The sequence below is a fragment of the Actinoallomurus acanthiterrae genome, assembly GCF_054775715.1.
This window is the reverse complement of sequence record NZ_BAAHCO010000001.1, coordinates 8,732,115-8,752,095: the sequence shown is the minus strand read 5'-3', so window position 1 is coordinate 8,752,095 and position 19,981 is coordinate 8,732,115. Positions and strand designations below refer to the sequence as shown.

Sequence of the window (19,981 nt, the reverse complement as noted above, 5' to 3'; positions counted from 1 at the left end):
TCCTCAGTCGATGATCACGATGGTGAGCCGGCGCGGCCCGTGCACACCCTCGACACGGGACAGCTCGATGTCGCTGGTCGCCGAGGGACCGGACACGAACGTCAGCGGCCGGTCGGGGGAGAGGCGTTCGAGGGCCTCGGGCACGTCCGCCGCGATCCGCGCCGCCTCGACCACGACGACGTGGTGGTCGGGCACGAGCGTGACCGCACGCCGGCCCTGGCCGGGGCCGTGATCGAGCACGACCGTGCCGGTCTCGGCGATCGCGACCGCACACCCGGTGATCACGCCGTCCAGCCCGTCCAACTCGGCGATCGACACCTGCGGGTCATCCCGTACGACCTCGAGCCCGCCGTCCGAGACTTGCGGTCCGTCCGCTGCGACGTCGGGCCCGTCGGCCGTGGCCTGCGGGGCCTCCGCGCCGTCGACCTCGCCGGCCGAGGCCTGCGGTCCGTCTCGTACGAGGTCGGGCTCGCCGGTCGAGGCCTGCGGGTCCTCCCGGACGACTCCGACGCCTGCCGTCCACGCCTCGGGTAGGCCGTCCGGGGTGAGGTAGCGGCCGTCCAGCGCGCCGAGGACACCCGGCAGGTCGGCGCGGGGGATCCGGCGGACCTCCGCGCGGTAGTCGGCGGCGCGTTCGGCGAAGAGGCCGACGACGTCGCCGTCGTGGTGGCGGCGGAGGTACGGCCGGGGGATCGCGTCGTACGCGGCGGCGTCCGGCGGCGTGTCGCCGAGCCGGCGCAGGATCTCCTCGCGGGCGTTCACGATCGCTTCTCCCACCAGTCGCGGAAGGTCTCCGTCGCGGGGACGGGCGCGTCGCGGGTGTCGGTCCAGCGCGAGAGCGGGCCGGGCAGCCGCCGGATGCCGCCCTTGCGACCGAGGGCCCGCCCGGCCGTGCCCGCCAGGCGCTGCCCGAAGGCGAGCCGGGCGGGGGAGCGCAGCGTCCAGGCGGCGAACCGCATGGCCGCCCGCTCGGCGCGGCCGTGCACGGCACGCGACCGCAGGTGCACGAGCACCTCGGGGATGTCGATCGCGACCGGGCAGACCTCGTAGCAGGCACCGCACAGCGTCGAGGCGTACGGCAGCGATTCGTCCACCGGCGAGCCGCCGCCGCGCAGCTGCGGCGACAGGATCGCGCCGATCGGCCCGGGGTACGGCGACCCGTACGCGTGCCCGCCCGCCCGTTGGTAGACCGGGCACACGTTGAGGCAGGCCGAACACCGGATGCACCGCAGCGCCTGCCGGCCCACCTCGTCGTCGCGCGTGGCCGTCCGGCCGTTGTCGATCAGCACCAGGTGGAAGGTCTGGCCCTCGGTCGCGCCCGACCAGATCGAGGTGTAGGGGTTCATCCGCTCGGCGGTCGACGAGCGCGGCAGCAGCTGGAGGAAGACCTCCAGGTCCCGCCAGGCGGGCACGACCTTCTCGACGCCCATCACCGAGATCAGCGTCTCGGGGAGCGTCAGGCACATCCGGCCGTTGCCCTCGGACTCGACCACGACGAGCGATCCGGTCTCGGCCACCGCGAAGTTCACGCCCGACACGGCGACCTTCGCCGCCAGGAACCGCTCCCGCAGGTGGGCGCGGGCCGCCTCGGCGAGCCGGGCGGGCTCGTCGCTGAGGTCGCCGGGCGCGCCGGGCATCTCCCGGCGGAAGATCTCCCGGATCTCCGCGCGGTTGCGGTGGATCGCAGGGACGAGGATGTGGGACGGGCGATCGTTCCCGAGCTGGACGATCAGCTCGGCCAGGTCCGTCTCGTGCGCGCGGATGCCCTCGGCGGCGAGCGCCTCGTTCAGGCCGATCTCCTGGGTGGCCATCGACTTGACCTTGACGACGTCGGTCTCACCGGTGGCCTTGATCAGGTCGGTGATGATCCGGTTCGCCTCGGCGGCGTCCCGCGCCCAGTGCACCGTGCCGCGCCGGGCCGTGACCTGCTCCTCCAGGAGCCGCAGGTAGTGGCCGAGGTGCTCGATCGTGTGGTCCTTGATGCGCTTGCCCGCCTCCCGCAGCTCCGCCCAGTCGGGCAGCTCGGCCACGGCCGCGGCCCGCTTGGCGCGGATCGTGGTGGTGGCGTGCGCGAGGTTCCGGCGCAGCTGCGTGTCGCGTACGGCGGCGCGCGCGGCGTCCGGGAAGGCGGGCATCCCGACGTACGTCGGCATCCGCGCCCCGGCCGAAGACGCGGGCCTGGTCGGAGACGCGGGTCCGGCCGTCCGATCGTGCGTGGACATGGGTGCCCCTCGTTCGCCGGTCCGGTGATTCATTCGGTGGCCGCCAGGATCTCGGCCAGGTGCAGGGTCCGTACGCCGGTCCGGAGCCGGGACAGCAGGCCGCCGATGTGCGCGAGGCAGGAGTTGTCCGCCGCGCACACCACCTCGGCTCCGGTCTGGCGGATCCGGGCGACCTTGTCCGCGCCCATCGCGGCCGACACGTCGGGGTTCTTCAGCGCGAAGGTGCCGCCGAAGCCGCAGCACTCGGCCGCGTCGGGCAGCTCGACGAGGTCGATGCCGCGCACCGCGCGCAGCAGTCGCAGCGGCCGGTCCCCGAGGCCGAGGGCGCGCAGGGAGTGGCAGGTCGGGTGGTAGGTGACCCGGTGCGGGAAGTACGCGCCGACGTCCTCGACGCCGAGCACGTCGATGAGCAGCTCGGACAGCTCGTGGACGCGCGGCGCGGTCCGCCGGGCCTCCTCGGCCAGCGCGTCGTCGCCGACGGTGTGGGCCACCCGCGCGTGGTTCTCGCGGATCATCCCCGCGCAGGACGCCGACGGGACGACGATCGCGTCGTACGGTTGGAACGTTTTAACGAAATCTCTGACCAGCGGTCCGCACTCCCGGTCGTATCCGGTGTTGTAGTGCATCTGACCGCAGCAGGTCTGCGCGGTGGGGAAGACCACCTCGTGCCCCAGCCGCTCGAGCAGGGTCACGGCCGCCTTGCCGGTGCCGGGGTAGAGCGTGTCGTTGAAGCAGGTGACGAACAGGGCGACGCGCATGTCAGCGGCTCGATTCGCGGACGACGAGCTCGGGCTGGAACATGATCTGCTGGTGCGCGTGGCCCGCCGGGGCGTCGCACTCGTCCAGCAGGAGCTCGGTGGCGATCTTGCCGAGCTGGTAGGTCGGCTGGCGGATCGAGCTCAGCGGCACCGCCGCCGCCGAGGAGAACTCGATGTCGTCGTAGCCGATGAGGGTGACGTCGTCCGGCACCCGCACCCCGGCCTGCGCCAGTGCGCGCAGCACGCCCAGCGCGAGCAGGTCGTTCGCGCAGAAGATCGCGTCGGGGAGGTCGCCGGCCAGGAGCTTCTCGGCGGCGAGCGCGCCGCCGCTCGCGTTCATCTCCGGCACGACCACGTCCTCCAGGGCGCGGGCGGGCAGCCCCGCCGTGCGCAGTGCGCGCCGGGCGCCCTTGCGCCGGTCCGCGCACTGCCGGATCGCCAGCGGACCGGTGACGTACGCGAGCCGCTCCGCGCCTCGGGCGAGGAGGTGGGCGACGGCCAGGTCGCCGCCGGCGACGTCGTCGACGGACACCGAGCACACGTCCCCGGTCGCCGGGTGGTCGACCAGGACGACGGCGACTCCGCGCTGACGCAGCAGGTCCAGACGGGAGAGGTCCTCGTCGGTCGGTGTGATCAGGACGCCGCGGACCCGCTGCTCGGCGAGAACCCGCAGGTTGCGGGCCTCCCGATCGGGCGACTCACCGGAGTTGCACAGGATGACCGCGTGGTCCCGGTCGCTGACGACGTCCTCGACACCGCGCGCGACCGCGACGAAGAACGGGTTGCCGACATCGAGCACGACCAGGCCGATGGCCCGGCTCTGCCCGGCCCGCAGGGTCGCGGCCGAGCCGTTGCGTACGAAGCCCAGCTCACGAATGGCCTGCTCGACGCGGGCGCGCGTCGGCGCCGCGACGCGTTCGGGCCGGTTCAGCACGTTCGAGACCGTGCCCGGCGACACGCCCGCGCGCTGCGCGACCTCCCTGATCCCCACGGTGCCCAACGCCTTGTACCTCTTCTCCGAGTGTGATGGCGTTCACTGTGACGACTGAATTAAAACGTGTCAACACGTCCCGTGAAGGCCGTTCGAGGAGACCGGGCGGTGACCGGCTCGTTATCTCGGCGATATTTTCCCAGCTCAGAAGGCATTCGATCTTCTTCTCGCACGGATCCGCCGGAAACTCACTCTTGACGTGACTGCGCTCACAGACCTAGCGTCCCGGGTCAATCGCGTTAAAACGTTTTTATTCCGTTCACTTCCGGAGGAACCATGAGCGAGCGGAGCGAGCGAATCGACAGCGCAGTGCGCCTGGTCACTCCTCCGACGAAGGAGGTCACGTGACCGAGTCGCCTCCGATCCTCGCTTTGGCGGGCGTCAGCAAGGCGTTCGGCGCGGTGCGGGCTCTGCAGGACGTCTCCCTGGAGCTGTGGGGCGGAGAGATCCACGCGCTCGCCGGCGAGAACGGGGCGGGCAAGTCCACCCTCGTCAAGATCCTGGCAGGGGTGCACCGGCCCGACGAGGGGCAGGTGCTGCTGGACGGCCGCCCGCACGAGTTCCACGGTCCCGGCGACGCACAGCACGCCGGCGTCGCCGTGATCTACCAGGAGCCCACGCTGTTCCCCGACCTGTCGGTCGCGGAGAACATCTTCATGGGCCGCCAGCCGCGCGCCCGCTTCGGCCGCATCGACCGCCGCGCCCTCCGGACCGAGACCGCGAAGCTGTTCGAACGGCTGGGCGTCGCGCTCGACCCGGACCGGCCCGCACGCGGTCTGTCCATCGCCGACCAGCAGATCGTGGAGATCGCCAAGGCGATCTCCCGCGACGCCCGCGTACTGATCATGGACGAGCCGACGGCGGCGCTGTCCGGGAACGAGGTCGCGCGGCTGTTCGCCGTCGCCCGCACGCTCCAGGAGCAGGGCTGCGCGCTGCTGTTCATCTCCCACCGGCTGGAGGAGATCTTCGACCTCTGCCAGCGGGTGACGACGCTGCGCGACGGCCGCTACATCTCCACCGAGACGCTCGACGGGCTCACCCCCGACGACCTCGTGCAGCGGATGGTCGGCCGCGAGCTGGACACGCTGTATCCCAAGCAGGAGACGACGCCCGGCGAGACGGTGCTGAGGGTCTCCCGGCTGACCCGTGAGGGCGTCTTCACCGACGTCTCCTTCGAGGTCCGCGCCGGGGAGATCGTCGCGCTGGCCGGCCTCGTCGGCGCCGGGCGTAGCGAGGTCGCCCGCGCGATCTTCGGGGTCGACCGCTACGACGCGGGCGGTGTCCAGGTCGGGACGACGAAACTGCCGGCAGGCAGCCCCACCGCCGCGATGTCCGCCGGGATCGCCCTGGTCCCCGAGGACCGGCGCCAGCAGGGCCTGGTCATGGACGGCTCGATCGAGCGGAACATCGGCCTCACCCAGCTGCACACGCTGCGGCGCGGCCCGGTCATCTCCCGGAAGGTCGAACGCGACCGGGCCGCCGACTGGGCGATCCGGCTGCAGCTGAAGTACGCGCGGCTCAGCGACACGGTCGGCGTGCTGTCCGGCGGCAACCAGCAGAAGGTCGTCCTCGCCAAGTGGCTGTCGACCGAGCCGTCCGTTCTGATCGTCGACGAGCCCACGCGCGGCATCGACGTCGGCACCAAGGCCGAGGTGCACCGCCTGCTGTCGGAGCTGGCCGGCCAGGGCCTCGCCGTCCTGATGATCTCCTCCGACCTGCCAGAGGTGCTCGGCATGGCCGACCGCGTGCTGGTCATGCACGAGGGCCGGCTCGCCGCCGAGATCTCCCGTGAAGACGCCACCGAGGAGACCGTCATGGCCGCCGCCACCGGCCGTACCCGACAGGAGGCCGCGTAAATGGCAGCCGTAACCGCCGACGTCGGCGGGCGCAGGCTCGTCGACACCGTCCTGCGGGCGCGGGAGCTGAGCATCCTCGGCGCCCTGATCGTCCTCGTCGTCGTGACGACGCTGGTGAACTCCTCGTTCCTGTCGACGCAGGGCGTCAAGGACATCTTCCTCAACGCCTCGATCCTGGCCCTGCTGGCCGTCGGGCAGACGATGGTGGTCGTCACCCGCAACATCGACCTGTCCGTCGGGTCGGTGGTCGGCCTGGTGGCGTTCGCGACCGGGAAGTTCGTCGCCGGGCACGACCGCAACGTCCTGCTGGTCCTCCTCATCGGGATGGCCATCGGCGCGGTCTGCGGCCTGGTCAACGGCGTGCTCGTCAGCTTCTTCAAGGTCCCGGCGCTGGTGGTGACGCTCGGCACGCTGTACGTCATCCAGGGCCTGGACTACTACTGGGCGCACGGCCAGCAGATCAACGCCGCCGACGTGCCATCGTCCCTGCTCGACCTGGGCAACGGCAGTGTGCTCGGCATCCCGTACCTGCCGCTCATCACGGTGGTCGTGATGGTCGCGGTCGGGCACTACCTGCGGGCCTACCCGTCGGGCCGTGAGTTCTACGCGATCGGCTCGAACCCGGACGCCGCGCGGCTCGCCGGCATCGCGATCCGCAAGCGGATCCTCACGGCGTACCTCGTCAGCGGTGTCCTCGCCGGACTCGCCGGGGTGCTGTGGCTCGCCCGGTTCGGCACGGTCGTCGCGGACGCCGCGCACGGCTGGGAGTTGCGGGTGGTCGCCGCCGTCGTCGTCGGCGGCGTGGCCATCGTCGGCGGGCTCGGCAGCGTGTACGGCGCCGCGCTCGGCGCGCTCCTGCTCACCACGATCGGCAGCGTCCTGGTGGTCCTGAAGGTGAACTCCTTCTGGCAGGACGCCATCGCCGGTCTGCTGCTGCTCCTCGCGATCAGCGTCGACCGCCTGCTCGGCCTGCGCGTCACCCGCGCCCTGCGAAGGAGGAACGCCCGTCATGGCGCCTGAAGCCCCCGCCGCCGAGGCCCGCTCCGCGCCGGCGCGCGCCGAGGCACCCCGGCCGCTGACCCGGTTCATCCGCTGGGACGTCATCGTCACGGCCCTGCTGATCGTCGTCTTCGCCGGCGGCGCGCTCGGCACCTCGGACTTCGCCACGAGCGACAACCTGTCCTTCGCCCTGGGCGACCTCAGCGAGATCGCGCTGATCGCGCTGCCGATGACGCTGCTGGTCGTGGCCGCCGAGGTCGACCTGTCCGTGGCCTCGGTGCTGGGCTTGTGCAGCGCGCTGTTCGGCGCGTTGTGGGACGCCGGGTGGGCGATCGAGACGATCATCCCGCTGCTCCTGGTCGTCGGCGCGGTGGCCGGTCTGGTGAACGGCCTGCTCGTCACCCGGCTGGGCCTCCCGTCCCTGGCCGTCACGATCGGCACGCTGACCCTCTACCGAGGCCTCGCGTACGTCGTGCTCGGCACCAAGGCGGTCGCGCAGTTCCCGCAGAACTACGCGGACATGGCCACCAAGACGGTGCCCGGCACGCCGATCCCGTACCCCTTCGCGCTGTTCATCCTGCTCGCCATCGTGACCGCGGTCGTGCTGCACGCCACCGGCCTCGGCCGCGCGCTGTTCGCGATCGGCGCGCAGGAGGAGGCGGCGTTCTTCGCCGGGATCCGGGTCAAGCGCATCAAGCTGCTGCTGTTCGTGGTCTCCGGGATCGTGTCGGCGTTCGCCGGCGCCGTCTACACGCTGCGGTACGGCAGCGCCCGCGCCGACAACGGCCTCGGCCTGGAGCTGGCCGTCATCGCCTCGGTGCTGCTCGGCGGCGTCGACTTCGACGGCGGCAAGGGCACGCTCGGCGGTGTCGTCGCCGGCGTGCTGCTCATCGGCCTGCTCCGCAACCTGCTCATGCTCCGTGACGTCGCGACCGAGATCCAGTCGATCGTCACCGGCCTCCTCCTCATCGTCTCCGTACTCACCCCGCGGATCGCGGCCGCCGTACGCGAGGCCCGACGACACCACCACCGCAGTACGAGCTAGCCCCGACCAACCCTGTTCTTCCCGACCAACCTGCCCCGACCGACCTCCCAGCCCGGCCGACCTCCCGGCTCCGCCGCCTCCTAACCGGAAAAGGAACCCCTCATGATCAAGCGCCCCCTGGCGGCCGTGGCCATCGCCACCGCCCTCGCCGTCAGTGCCGCCGCCTGCGGTGGTACGACGAAGAAGTCCTCGTCCGGCGACGACAAGGGCGCCGCGACGAGCGGCGCCAAGGCGGACCCGAACGCGCCGCTCAAGAAGGGCCTGAAGGTCGCCTTCCTGCCCAAGCAGGTCAACAACCCGTACGAGACGATCGTCGACAACGCAGGCATCGCCGGGGCCAAGGAGTACGGGGGCGACGCGAAGGAGGTCGGCCCGTCCGACGCGTCCGCGTCCTCGCAGATCTCCTACATCAACACGCTGATTCAGCAGCGGATGGACGCGATCCTTATCGCGGCCAACGACCCGAACGCCGTCTGCGGTCCGCTCAAGCAGGCGATGTCCCGCAAGATCAAGGTCGTGTCGTACGACTCCGACGCGTCCAAGGACTGCCGCGACGTCTTCATCAACCAGGCCAGCTCCGAGGAGATCGGCCGCAGCGAGATCAAGGTCATGTCCGACCTGATCGGCGGCAAGGGCAAGATCGCGATCCTGTCGGCGACCGCGAACGCCACGAACCAGAACACCTGGATCGGCTTCATGAAGGACGAGCTGAAGAAGCCGGAGTACTCCGGCATCCAGCTGGTCAAGGTCGCCTACGGTGACGATGACGACCAGAAGTCCTTCCAGCAGACGCAGGGTCTGCTGCAGGCCTACCCGGACCTGAAGGGCATCATCGCCCCGACCACGGTCGGCATCGCCGCCGCGGCCCGCTACATCTCCGGCTCGAAGTACAAGGGCAAGGTCGCGGTCTCCGGCCTCGGCACGCCGAACCAGATGCGCAAGTTCGTCAAGGACGGCACGGTCGGCAAGTTCGAGCTGTGGGACCCGAAGAACCTCGGTTACCTCGCTTCGTACGCCGCCGCGGCCCTCGCCTCCGGGCAGATCACCGGCGCGGAGGGCGAGAAGTTCAAGGCCGGCAAGCTCGGCGAGCGCACCATCGGCAAGGACGGCGAGGTCATCCTCGGCCCGCCGACGGTCTTCGACAAGAGCAACATCGACCAGTACAACTTCTGAGGCGATCGGTGGCAGGGCCGCCGAGCGCGGCCCTGCGCCGTCGCGGGAGGGAAAGCCCCCGTGCAGCGCGTCTGTTTCCTGCTGAAGGTCAGGCAGGACCGGCTGGATGAGTACCGCGAACGGCATCAGGCGGTGTGGCCGGACATGCTCACCGCCCTGCGCGCGGCCGGCTGGCGCAACTACAGCATCTTCCTGCGCGACGACGGGCTGCTCGTCGGCTACCTGGAGACCGACGACTTCGACGCGGCGCGCGCGGCCATGGAGCACACCGAGGTGAACGCCCGCTGGCAGGCGGAGATGGCGCCGTTCTTCGAAGACCTCGAAGGACAGCGCCCGGATGAGGGCCTGCTGCGGCTCGACGAAGTCTTCCATCTCGACTGACGATCGGGGATCACGAACAATGACAACGGACAGCGCCCAGGTCAAGGCGGCACTGCGGACCCAGCGCATCGAGACGCCGTCCTGGGCGTACGGCAACTCCGGCACCCGGTTCAAGGTCTTCGCCCAGCAGGGCGTGCCGCGCACGCCGCAGGAGAAGATCGACGACGCGGCGCAGGTGCACAAGTACACCGGCATCGCGCCGACCGTCGCGCTGCACATCCCCTGGGACAAGGTGGACGACTACGCCGCCCTGGCGCAGCACGCCCGCGACCGGGGCGTCCAGGTCGGCGCGATCAACTCGAACGTCTTCCAGGACGACGACTACATGCTGGGCAGCGTCACCCACCCCGACGCGAAGGTGCGCGAGAAGGCGCTGAAGCACCTGCTCGAGTGCGTCGACATCATGGACGAGACGGGCTCGCGCGACCTGAAGCTGTGGTTCTCCGACGGCACGAACTACCCGGGCCAGGACGACATCCGCGCCCGGCAGGACCGTCTCGCCGAGGCCCTGGCCGCCGTCTACGAGCGGCTCGGCGACGACCAGCGGTTCCTGCTGGAGTACAAGCTGTTCGAGCCGGCGTTCTACACCACCGACCTGCCGGACTGGGGCACGTCGTACGCGCACTGCCTCAAGCTCGGCCCGAAGGCTCAGGTGGTGGTCGACACCGGGCACCACGCGCCGGGCACGAACATCGAGTTCATCGTGGCGTTCCTGCTGCGCGAGGGGAAGCTCGGCGGCTTCGACTTCAACTCCCGCTTCTACGCCGACGACGACCTGATGGTCGGCGCCGCCGACCCGTTCCAGCTGTACCGGATCATGGACCAGGTGATCCAGGGTGGCGGATACACCGACGAGATCGCGTTCATGCTCGACCAGTGTCACAACATCGAGCCGAAGATCCCCGGCCAGATCCGCTCGGTGCTGAACGTCCAGGAGGCCACCGCCAAGGCGCTCCTGATCGACGTCGAGGCGCTGCGCGCGGCCCAGCAGGCGGGCGACGTGCTCGGCGCGAATGCCGTGTTCATGGACGCCTACAACACCGACGTCCGGCCGCTGCTCGCCGAACTGCGCGCGGAGATGGGCCTGGACCCGGACCCGATGGCGGCCTACGCCCGGTCCGGGTACTTCGAGACGATCCGCGACGGCCGCAAGGACGGCCAGGCGGCCGGCTGGGGAGCGTGACCTGATGCTCCGCAAGGCACTGGCCGTGGCCGCCGTCGCGGCGCTCGCCGGCGGCCTGGTCGACGCCGCGCCGGCGAGCGCCGCGACGGCGGTGTCGGCCACCCGGTCGGGGCCCTCGGCGCGGGTGCTGCGCGACACGCTGCTGGACCCGTCCGGCATCTACTTCGTGTCCTACGACGGGCTGGTCAACCAGGACCCGTTCCAGCTGAGCGGCATCCTCACCTACGGCGGCTACCAGTACGTCGCCTGGTACCACGCGGACCGCTACGTCAAGATCGCCCGGCGGCGCGCGCCGGAGGGCGCGTGGCAGACGATCACGCTGCCGCACCAACTGACGACCGACGACTCGCACAACGTCATCTCGATGGGGATCTCGCCGCGCGACGGCCGCATCCACATCGCGATGGACACCCACAACACGCCCGTCTTCTACGTCCAGTCCGTCGCGGGGCTGGCGAACCATCCGGGGAAGTGGGACGCGAGCGACTTCGGGCCGGTGCGGCAGACCCTCGGCGGTCTCGACCTCGGCAACATCACGTACCCGCAGTTCATCGTCACGCCGGAGAAGAAGCTGCAGTTCGTGTACCGGACGGGCCAGGGCTCCGGAAACGGCGTCAACCAGCTCGCCGAGTACGACGGCGGGACGTGGCGGCAGGTCGGCACGTGGTCGAGCGCGACCGGGAACTACACCGCGAACGGCGTGACCAGCACGACCCGCAACATGTACGTCCACGGCCTGGACTACGGCCCGGACGGCCGCCTGTCCGTCGCGTTCACCTGGCGGGAGGGCGACCAGAAGGTCCTGTGCGCCCCCGGCGGGCTGGACAACCACGACATCGGCTACATCTACAGCGACGACCGCGGCCGTACCTGGCGCAACAGCGCCGGACGGGCCGTCGGCGCCACCGGCTCCGCGCCCGTGTCGATCGACGCGCCGGGGCTCACGGTCGACCCGATCGGCGTCGACCGCGGACTCATCAACCAGGAGGGCCAGGCCGTCGACTCCGCCGGCCGCCCGCACGTGATCGAGAGTTACGTGCCGGAGGAGTCCAAGTCCTGCGTGACGAACTACGTCGCCGACCGTACGGCCTACGGGCGGGACTACCACCTGTGGCGGGACTCCTCCGGGGCCTGGCACAAGACCCAGATCCCCGTGCCGCTGAACGCCACCGGCCGGTCGAAGATCGTCTTCGACCGGGGCGACAACGCGTACGTGATCATGCCGTTCGGCCGGATCGTCGCGGCGAGCAAGGCGAGCGGTTGGACGGACTGGAAGTCGCTGTACGACGCGAAGGACCTGAACGCCTTCGGCGAGGTCGACGTCGACGCCTCCCGGCTCCGCTCCCAAGGACTCCTGTCCTTCATGTACCAGCAGAAATCGACCGGGACGACGCCGTCGGCCGTCCGGGTCATCGACTTCCGGATCGGCGCGCGCCGGTGACCACCGGCCGTACCACGAACACCCAAGGAGTGACTCGAATGACGGGCAACCCGCCCGAGGTGGACCAGCTGCTCGAGCGCGCGCACGCGCTCGGCTCGGACCCGCGCAACACGAACTACGCCGGCGGCAACGCCTCCGCCAAGGGCGTCACGCAGGACCCGGTGACCGGCGGCGACGTCGAGCTGATGTGGGTGAAGGGCTCCGGCGGCGACCTCGGCACACTCAAGGAGTCGGGCCTGGCGGTGCTGCGCCTGGACCGGCTGCGCGCGATGGTGAACGTCTACCCGGGCGTCGAGCGCGAGGACGAGATGGTCGCCGCGTTCGACTTCTGCCTGCACGGCAAGGGCGGCGCGGCGCCGTCGATCGACACGGCCATGCACGGCCTGGTCGACGCCGTTCACGTCGACCACCTGCACCCGGACTCCGGCATCGCCATCGCGACCTCCGCCGACGGCGAGGAGCTGGCCCGCCGCGTCTTCGGCGACCGGGTCGCGTGGGTGCCCTGGCGGCGGCCAGGCTTCCAGCTCGGCCTCGACATCGCGGCGATCAAGAAGGACAACCCGCAGGCGATCGGCGTGATCCTCGGCGGCCACGGCATCACCGCGTGGGGCGACACCACCGAGGAGTGCCAGGCCAACTCCCTGGAGATCATCCGTACGGCCGAGGCGTACATCGCCGAGCACGGCCGGCCCGACCCGTTCGGCGCGGTGATCCACGAGCCGCTGCCGGAGGCCGAGCGGCGTGAGCGGGCCGCCGCGCTGTTCCCGCTGATCCGCGGGCTGGCCTCGACCGACCGGCCGCAGGTCGGCCACTACACCGACTCCCCGGAGGTCCTGGACTTCGTGGCGCGGGCCGAGCACCCGCGGCTCGCCGCGCTCGGCACCTCCTGCCCGGACCACTTCCTGCGCACCAAGGTCCGCCCGCTCGTCCTGGACCTGCCGCCGACCGCCCCGCTGGACGACGTACGGGATCGGCTGCACGAGCTGCACGGGACGTACCGGGAGGAGTACCGCGCCTACTACGAGCGGTACGCCGACGAGAACAGCCCGGCCATGCGCGGCGCGGACCCCGCGATCGTGCTCGTGCCCGGCGTCGGCATGTTCAGCTTCGGCAAGGACAAGCAGACCGCCCGGGTCGCCGGCGAGTTCTACGTCAACGCGATCAACGTGATGCGCGGCGCGGAGGCGCTCTCGTCGTACGCGCCGATCGCGGAGTCGGAGAAGTTCCGCATCGAGTACTGGGAGCTGGAGGAGGCCAAGCTGCGGCGCATGCCGAAGCCCAAGCCCCTCGCCACCCGCGTCGCGTTCGTGACCGGCGGCGGCTCCGGCATCGGCGCGGCCACCGCGAGGCGGCTGGCCGCCGAGGGCGCGTGCGTCGTGGTCGCCGACCGCGACGCCGGCGCGGCGGAGAAGGTCGCCGCCGAGCTGGGCGCGTCGGCGCTGCGCGCTTCGGACGTCGCCGTCGCGGTGGCCGTGGACGTGACCGACGAGGAGCAGATCGCCGCCGCGCTCCGCGAGGCCGTGCTGGCCTTCGGCGGCGTCGACCTGGTCGTCAACAACGCCGGGCTGTCGCTGTCCAAGCCGCTGCTCGAGACGACCGTCGCCGACTGGGACCTCCAGCACGACGTCATGGCCCGCGGCTCGTTCCTCGTCTCCCGCGAGGCCGCCCGCGTCATGATGGAGCAGGTCATGGGCGGCGACATCGTCTACATCTCCTCGAAGAACGCCGTGTTCGCCGGACCGAACAACATCGCCTACAGCGCGGCAAAGGCCGACCAGTCGCACCAGGTCCGGTTGCTGGCCGCCGAGCTCGGCAAGCACGGCATCCGCGTCAACGGCATCAACCCCGACGGAGTCGTCCGCGGCTCCGGCATCTTCGCCGGCGGCTGGGGTGCCAAGCGCGCCGCGGTGTACGGCGTGCCGGAGGAGAAGCTCGGCGAGTACTACGCCCAGCGCACCCTGCTCAAGCGCGAGGTGCTGCCCGAGCACGTCGCGAACGCCGTCTTCGCCCTCACCGGCGGGGACCTGACTCACACCACGGGACTGCACGTCCCGGTCGACGCCGGAGTGGCCGCCGCCTTCCTCCGCTGAACCGCCAGGGGGCGGCGCGCCGCCACGCGCCGCCCCCACGGCCGCACCTATCGGGGTTGCTCAATCCGCCGGATCCCAGAGAGGGAGAGCCCAGGGATGCGACTGCCTTCGAACGCTCGACGACGACCCTTGCACGTCCTCGCCTGCCTCGCGCTCGGCGCGAGCACTACGATCATGGTGACGTCGCCCGCGCGGGCCGGCGCGGACTCACGGGCCGCGAACGCGCTCGCCCAGCTCCCTCCACCGAACTGGCGCCACTACGTCCAGGGGACCTCCCACCCGGAGGTGTCGCCGGTCCGGGTCGTCTCCACCGACGGCGACGTGACCAACCCGAAGGGCCTGCTCGGCGAGGGGACGACCACCCTGCACCGAGAGGCGCCGAAGCCCAAGCCGGCCTGGCCGTCCGGCACGACGGCCACGGCCTCCTCGTACCACGACGCGAACGGCGGCAACGACGGCACTCCCACCTCGTACGAGCCCGCGCACGCCGTCGACGGCGATGCCAAGACGTTCTGGAACGACGCGAACCCCGACACCTATCCGGCCTGGCTGGAGATCACCAGCCCCGCCCCGGTGAAGTTGCCGGGGATCACCGTGCTGTCCAACAGCGACGGGGTCCCGATGGACTTCACCGTCTCCACCTGGAACGGCACGGACTGGGTCACCCAGGCGACGGTGACCGGCAACACCGACGTGCAGCGTGCCGTGTCGTTCCCGCAGGAGGTCACCGCGGACCGGGTGCGGATCACCGTCACCAAGGACCAGCCCAGCTCCAGGGGGGACTTCACCCGGATCAACGAGGTCTGGCCCGGCGTCGTCACCGACCCGGCGCGGGCGAGCGTCACCCTGGACTTCGGCAAGGTCGTCGTCGGCTACCCGAAGATCCGGTTCCGCGGAGCCTCGGCCGACCATCCCGGCGTACGGCTGGCGTTCTCCGAGACCCGGCAGTACCTCACCGACCGGTCCGACTTCACCCGCTCCGACTTCGCCGGCGGCCCGGGCACCGACCAGTACGCCCCGCCGGAGAAGTCCACCACCTGGACCGACACCAAGGGCTGCCAGAACGGCACGAAGGTCTGCGCGGACGGCCTGCACGGCTTCCGCTACCTCAAGATCAGCCTGGACGCGCTGGACGGCGACGCGCCCGCCGCGGAGCCGTACGGCACGGTGAAGCTCACGGACGTCACCCTGCAGTCGACCGCGCTCCCGGGCGCGCCCGGCACGTACAAGGGCTGGTTCGAGTCCTCGGACCCGGCCCTCAACCAGTACTGGTACAACGCGTCCTACACCAACGAGCTGGTCACCGACACGTTCCGCCCGACCGACGTCGAGCCGCGGAACGCCGACAGCCCGTCCCTGGACGGCAAGCTCGTGCTGCACGACGGCGCCAAACGCGACCGCGACCCGTACGTCGGCGACGTCGCCGTGTCGGGCCGCACCGACTACCTCACCCACGCGGTGCCCGAGGCCGCCCGCAACGTCCTCGCCGACCTGGCCGACCACCAGCGCGCCGACGGCTGGATCCCACCCGCCTCGATCAGCAACTACACGCTCCCGCTGTTCGACTACCCGCTGTGGTGGGTGACCTCCAGCTCGGACTACGTGCTCTATTCGGGCGACACCGGGTACGCCGCGAAGTACTACCCGAACCTCGTCAAGACCCTCGACACCTGGTACCCGTCGGTCACCGACTCCCACGGTCTGCTGGCGAAGGGCCTGAACGGCACCGGCGGTTACGGCGACTACGCGTTCCTGCCCCGCACCGGCGAGGTCACCTACTACAACGCCCTCTACGTCCAGGCGCTGAACGACGCGGCCGGCCTGGCCCGCGCCCTCGGCCACCCCGCCGACGCCGGCCGCTGGCAGCAGCGCGCGCAGACCGTCTCGAAGGCGATCAACACCTACCTGTGGGACGCCACGACCGGCGCCTACCTGGACTCCGGCACCGGCGCGGTCCGCCACGGCCAGGACGGCAACGGCATCGCGATCGTCGCCGGAGTCGCCTCCCCGGAGCAGGCGGTGTCCGCGCTCGGCCACCTCGCCAAGACGACGGCCCAGCCGTACGGCAACGCCTTCATGGACAACGACACGCTCGTGTCGGACGGCAGCAAGCGGGTCTACGCGTTCACCTCCTACCCGGAGATCCAGGCGCGCTTCCGGTCCGGTCAGGCCGACTCCGCGATCGAGGAGATCAAGCGCCTCTACGGCTGGATGACGAACCACGACCCCGGCATCACGGACTGGGAGGGCATCGGCGAGAACGGCTCCCTGTACGAGGGCGCCTACACCTCCATGGCGCACGGCTGGTCCACGGGCGTCGTCCCGGCGCTCAGCAACGACCTGCTCGGCGCCGTGCCGACCGGACCCGGGTTCGCCACCTGGGCGGTGCAGCCGCACCCCGGCTCGGTGACGTGGGCCCGCGGCCGGCTGCCCACCCCGCACGGCCCGCTGCAGGTGACCTGGACCCAGGGTCACGGCGCCGTCCTCACCCTCGCCGTCACGGCCCCGGCCGGCACCTCCGGCGACATCGCGGTGCCGACCGGCGGAAAGCGGGTCACCGTGCACGTCGACGGCAAGGTCGCCTGGAACGGCGCCGCCGCGCTCGCCTACCAGGCGACGAACGACGGCGGCCACATCACGCTGCACGGCGTCCGCGCCGGTTCGCACACGGTCCAGGTGACCGACCGATGAGACGAACCCTCTCCGCCCTCGCCGTCCTGACCGCTGTCATCACCACCGGCGCCGTGCCGGCGTTCGCGTCGTCGTCCTCTCCCGTACGGGTGACGGCGACGACGACCGAGCGTGAGACGAACCCGATCGGAATCGACGCCGCCAAGCCCCGCCTCGGCTGGCGGCTGGACTCCACCGCGCGCGGCCAGTCCCAGACCGCCTACGAGGTGGCCGTCGGCACCAAGGCACGCGCGGCCGATGTCTGGGACAGCGGCCGCGTCACGAGCGGCCAGTCCGTCGACGTGTCCTATGGCGGGCCCGCGCTGCGGTCCGGCCACCGGTACTACTGGCAGGTCCGCGTCTGGGACGCCCAGGGCAGGCCCTCGGGCTGGAGCAGGACGTCGCTCTTCGAGACCGGCCTGGCTCAGCAGGACTGGACGGCCAACTGGATCGGCAGTCCGGACACGACGCCGAGCCTGACCGGCGCCGACTGGATCTGGTACCCGGAGGGCGACCCGGCGTCCAGCGAGCCCGCCTCGACCCGGTACTTCCGCCGCACCGTCGACCTGGGCTCCGCCTCGATCAGCAAGGCGTTGTTCACCCTGACCGCGGACGACGGCTTCGTCCTGTACGTCAACGGCGCGCGTGTCGCGTCGTCGCCGCAGGTCACGGACAGCTGGAAGCAGGGACAGCTCGCGGACCTCACCTCCGTCCTGCATCCCGGCGCCAACACCATCGCGATCCAGGCGGTGAACACCTCGGTGAGCCCCGCGGGCATCGTCGGGCGGCTGCACGTCGAACGCTCCGGCGCGGACCCGCTCGACGTCGTCACCGACGGCTCGTTCAAGGCCGCGCAGACCGTGCCGGACGGCTGGGAGAAGCCGGGCTTCGACGACTCCTCCTGGCCCGCGGCCAAGGACGCCGCCGCGTACGGCTCGGGCCCGTGGGGGAGCCAGGTCGTCCAGCCGTCGCCGCCGGTGCCGTACCTACGGCACGGATTCCAGCTCGCCAAACCGGTCGCGGCGGCCCGCCTGTACGTCACCTCGCTCGGTCTGTACGAGGCGCACCTCAACGGCCGCCGGGTCGGCGATGACGACTTCACCCCTGGCTGGACGGACTACAACAAGCGCGTCCAGTACCAGGCCTACGACGTGACCACGATGCTGCACCGCGGGAACAACGCGATCGGGGCGCTGCTGGCGCCCGGCTGGTACTCCGGGAACATCGGCTTCGCCGGTTCGCACATCTACGGGCAGCAGCCGTGGTTCCTCGCCCAGCTCCGCGTGGACTTCACCGACGGCACCTCACAGACCATCGGGACCGACGACTCCTGGAAGGCGACCGCCAGTCCGCTGGCCTCGTCCGACATCTACGCCGGCGAGACCTATGACGCCCGGAACGAGCAGGCCGGCTGGGACGGCGCCGGCTTCGACGACCACGCCTGGAAGCCGGTCACGGTGAACACCACCGTACGGCCGAACCTCGTCGCCCAGGCCGGTCCGCCGGTGCGGCAGGACACGGTGCTGCACCCGGTGAAGCGGACCGAGCCCAAGCCGGGCGTGTTCATCTTCGACCTCGGCCAGAACATGGTCGGCTGGAACCGCCTGACGGTCTCCGGCTCGGCCGGTACGACCGTGACCCTGCGGAACGGCGAGGTGCTGAACCCGGACGGCACGCTCTACACCACGAACCTGCGCGGCGCCGTCGACACCGACCGCTACACGCTCAAGGGCAACGGCACCGAGACGTACGAGCCGCGCTTCACCTATCGCGGTTATCGGTACGTCGAGGTCACGGGCTATCCGGGCACGCCGAGCCTGGACGCCGTCGCCGGCGTCGTCGCGCACGCCGACGCTCCCGCCAACGGCACGCTGACCACCTCCGACCCGCTGGTGAACCAGATCCAGCACAACATCGTGTGGGGTCAGAAGGGCAACTTCTTCAGCGTCCCGACCGACTGCCCGCAGCGCGACGAGCGGCTCGGCTGGACGGGCGACATCGCCGCGTTCGCGCCGACCTCGACGTTCAACATGGACGCCGACGGCTTCCTCGCCAAGTTCACCACCGACCTGGCCGACGACCAGACCGCCGACGGTGCGTTCACCGACGTGGCCCCGGCCGTCGCGGGGGGCTCGGGCACGGCGGGCTGGGGCGACGCGGGCGTGATCATTCCGTTCACGCTCTGGCAGCGCTATGGCGACCTGCAGGTCGTGCGCGACCGCTACCCGGCGATGAGGAAGTGGATCGACTACCTGAAGGCGCACAGCACCGGGTTGATCAGGCCCGCGGAGGGCTACGGCGACTGGCTGAACGTGAACGACGACACCCCGAAGGACCTGATCGGCACCGCGTACTTCGCGCACTCGACCGACCTGGTCGCGCAGATGGCGGACGCGATCGGCGACCACGCCGCCGCGGCCTCCTACCGCACGCTGTGGGGGCAGATCCGGGACGCGTTCGACGCGAAGTACGTCAAGTCCGACGGCACCGTCGGCGGTGGCAGCCAGACCGCCTACGTCCTGGCGCTCGCCGGCAACCTTCTGCCGGACGGCCAGGTCAAGCCCGCCGCCGACAAGCTGGTCGCGAACATCGACGCCCACGGCGGGCACCTCACGACCGGGTTCCTCGGCACCGGTGAGCTGCTGCCGACGCTGACCCGTACCGGGCACACCGACGTGGCGTACCGGCTGCTGGAGCAGAAGACGTTCCCGTCGTGGGGCTACGAGATCGACAAGGGCGCGACCACCATCTGGGAGCGCTGGGACGGCATCAAGCCGGACGGCACGTTCAACGACCCCGGCATGAACTCCTTCAACCACTATGGGCTCGGCTCGGTCGGCGACTGGATGTACCAGAACATCGCCGGCATCGCCCCGGCGTCGCCCGGTTACCGGAGCGTCGTCATCCACCCGAGGCCCGGCGGATCCCTGACCAGGGCGTCGGCGACCTACCGGTCCGACTACGGCGAGATCGCGAGCCGCTGGTCGGTCTCCGGCGGCCGGTTCACCCTCGACGCCACCGTTCCGGTCAACACGACCGCGGAGGTGTGGGTGCCCGCCGGGAACGCGAGTCAGGTCACCCAGGACGGCGCACGGTTCGTGCGCATGCAGGACGGCAACGCCGTGTTCACCGTCGGCTCGGGCCGCTGGCACTTCAGCACCCGCGCCTGACA

At 71.0% G+C, this 19,981-nt stretch carries 14 protein-coding genes; 10 read left to right on the top strand and 4 right to left on the bottom strand.

Annotation, left to right across the window (positions count from 1 at the left end; genetic code table 11):
- Positions 1-3: 3 nt before the first annotated feature.
- From ACYVF7_RS41175 to ACYVF7_RS41160, 4 genes are all read right to left on the bottom strand, one after another.
- Positions 4-765: a LutC/YkgG family protein gene (locus ACYVF7_RS41175; protein WP_460358388.1), complete on the bottom strand. Its 762-nt coding sequence runs from the start codon at positions 763-765 to the stop codon at positions 4-6.
- Positions 759-2,135, bottom strand: a complete 1,377-nt coding sequence (locus ACYVF7_RS41170; protein ID WP_460358386.1) for a lactate utilization protein B — start codon at positions 2,133-2,135, stop codon at positions 759-761. The genes ACYVF7_RS41175 and ACYVF7_RS41170 overlap by 7 nt, the downstream gene beginning before the upstream one ends.
- A 116-nt stretch (positions 2,136-2,251) precedes the next feature.
- Complete coding sequence (locus ACYVF7_RS41165) at positions 2,252-2,980, bottom strand: (Fe-S)-binding protein (protein ID WP_460351415.1); 729 nt, start codon at positions 2,978-2,980, stop codon at positions 2,252-2,254.
- 1 nt (position 2,981) lies between these two features.
- The gene (locus ACYVF7_RS41160; RefSeq protein WP_460351414.1) at positions 2,982-3,971 is read right to left on the bottom strand and encodes a LacI family DNA-binding transcriptional regulator; all 990 of its coding nucleotides are present in this window, start codon (positions 3,969-3,971) and stop codon (positions 2,982-2,984) included.
- Between the two features lie 344 nt (positions 3,972-4,315).
- Here ACYVF7_RS41160 and ACYVF7_RS41155 point away from each other — a divergent pair, with 344 nt between their 5' ends.
- The 10 genes from ACYVF7_RS41155 (at position 4,316) to ACYVF7_RS41110 (ending at position 19,979) form a co-directional block, all read left to right on the top strand.
- A complete protein-coding gene (locus tag ACYVF7_RS41155; protein ID WP_460351413.1) occupies positions 4,316-5,827 on the top strand; it encodes a sugar ABC transporter ATP-binding protein in 1,512 nt (503 codons plus the stop codon).
- Positions 5,828-6,847, top strand: a complete 1,020-nt coding sequence (locus tag ACYVF7_RS41150) for an ABC transporter permease (protein WP_460351412.1) — start codon at positions 5,828-5,830, stop codon at positions 6,845-6,847. It begins immediately after the preceding gene.
- Positions 6,837-7,871 carry an ABC transporter permease gene (locus tag ACYVF7_RS41145; RefSeq protein WP_460351411.1) on the top strand — a complete coding sequence of 345 codons (1,035 nt, stop codon included), beginning with the start codon at positions 6,837-6,839 and terminating at the stop codon, positions 7,869-7,871. The genes ACYVF7_RS41150 and ACYVF7_RS41145 overlap by 11 nt, the downstream gene beginning before the upstream one ends.
- 102 nt (positions 7,872-7,973) lie before the next feature.
- Positions 7,974-9,044: a rhamnose ABC transporter substrate-binding protein gene (gene rhaS, locus ACYVF7_RS41140; RefSeq protein ID WP_460351410.1), complete on the top strand. Its 1,071-nt coding sequence runs from the start codon at positions 7,974-7,976 to the stop codon at positions 9,042-9,044.
- 60 nt (positions 9,045-9,104) lie between these two features.
- Positions 9,105-9,425, top strand: coding sequence for an L-rhamnose mutarotase (locus ACYVF7_RS41135; RefSeq protein ID WP_460351409.1), 321 nt, complete (start codon positions 9,105-9,107; stop codon positions 9,423-9,425).
- Between the two features lie 19 nt (positions 9,426-9,444).
- On the top strand, positions 9,445-10,608 hold the full coding sequence (gene rhaI, locus ACYVF7_RS41130) for an L-rhamnose isomerase (RefSeq protein ID WP_460351408.1): 1,164 nt from the start codon (positions 9,445-9,447) through the stop codon (positions 10,606-10,608).
- Positions 10,609-10,612: 4 nt separating this feature from the next.
- On the top strand, positions 10,613-12,049 hold the full coding sequence (locus tag ACYVF7_RS41125) for a BNR repeat-containing protein (protein ID WP_460351407.1): 1,437 nt from the start codon (positions 10,613-10,615) through the stop codon (positions 12,047-12,049).
- 38 nt (positions 12,050-12,087) lie between these two features.
- Positions 12,088-14,139, top strand: coding sequence for a bifunctional aldolase/short-chain dehydrogenase (locus tag ACYVF7_RS41120; RefSeq protein ID WP_460351406.1), 2,052 nt, complete (start codon positions 12,088-12,090; stop codon positions 14,137-14,139).
- Positions 14,140-14,235: 96 nt separating this feature from the next.
- Complete coding sequence (locus ACYVF7_RS41115; RefSeq protein WP_460351405.1) at positions 14,236-16,830, top strand: alpha-L-rhamnosidase-related protein; 2,595 nt, start codon at positions 14,236-14,238, stop codon at positions 16,828-16,830.
- On the top strand, positions 16,827-19,979 hold the full coding sequence (locus tag ACYVF7_RS41110; protein WP_460351404.1) for a family 78 glycoside hydrolase catalytic domain: 3,153 nt from the start codon (positions 16,827-16,829) through the stop codon (positions 19,977-19,979). Before ACYVF7_RS41115 ends, ACYVF7_RS41110 begins: the two co-directional genes overlap by 4 nt.
- Positions 19,980-19,981 lie beyond the last annotated feature (2 nt).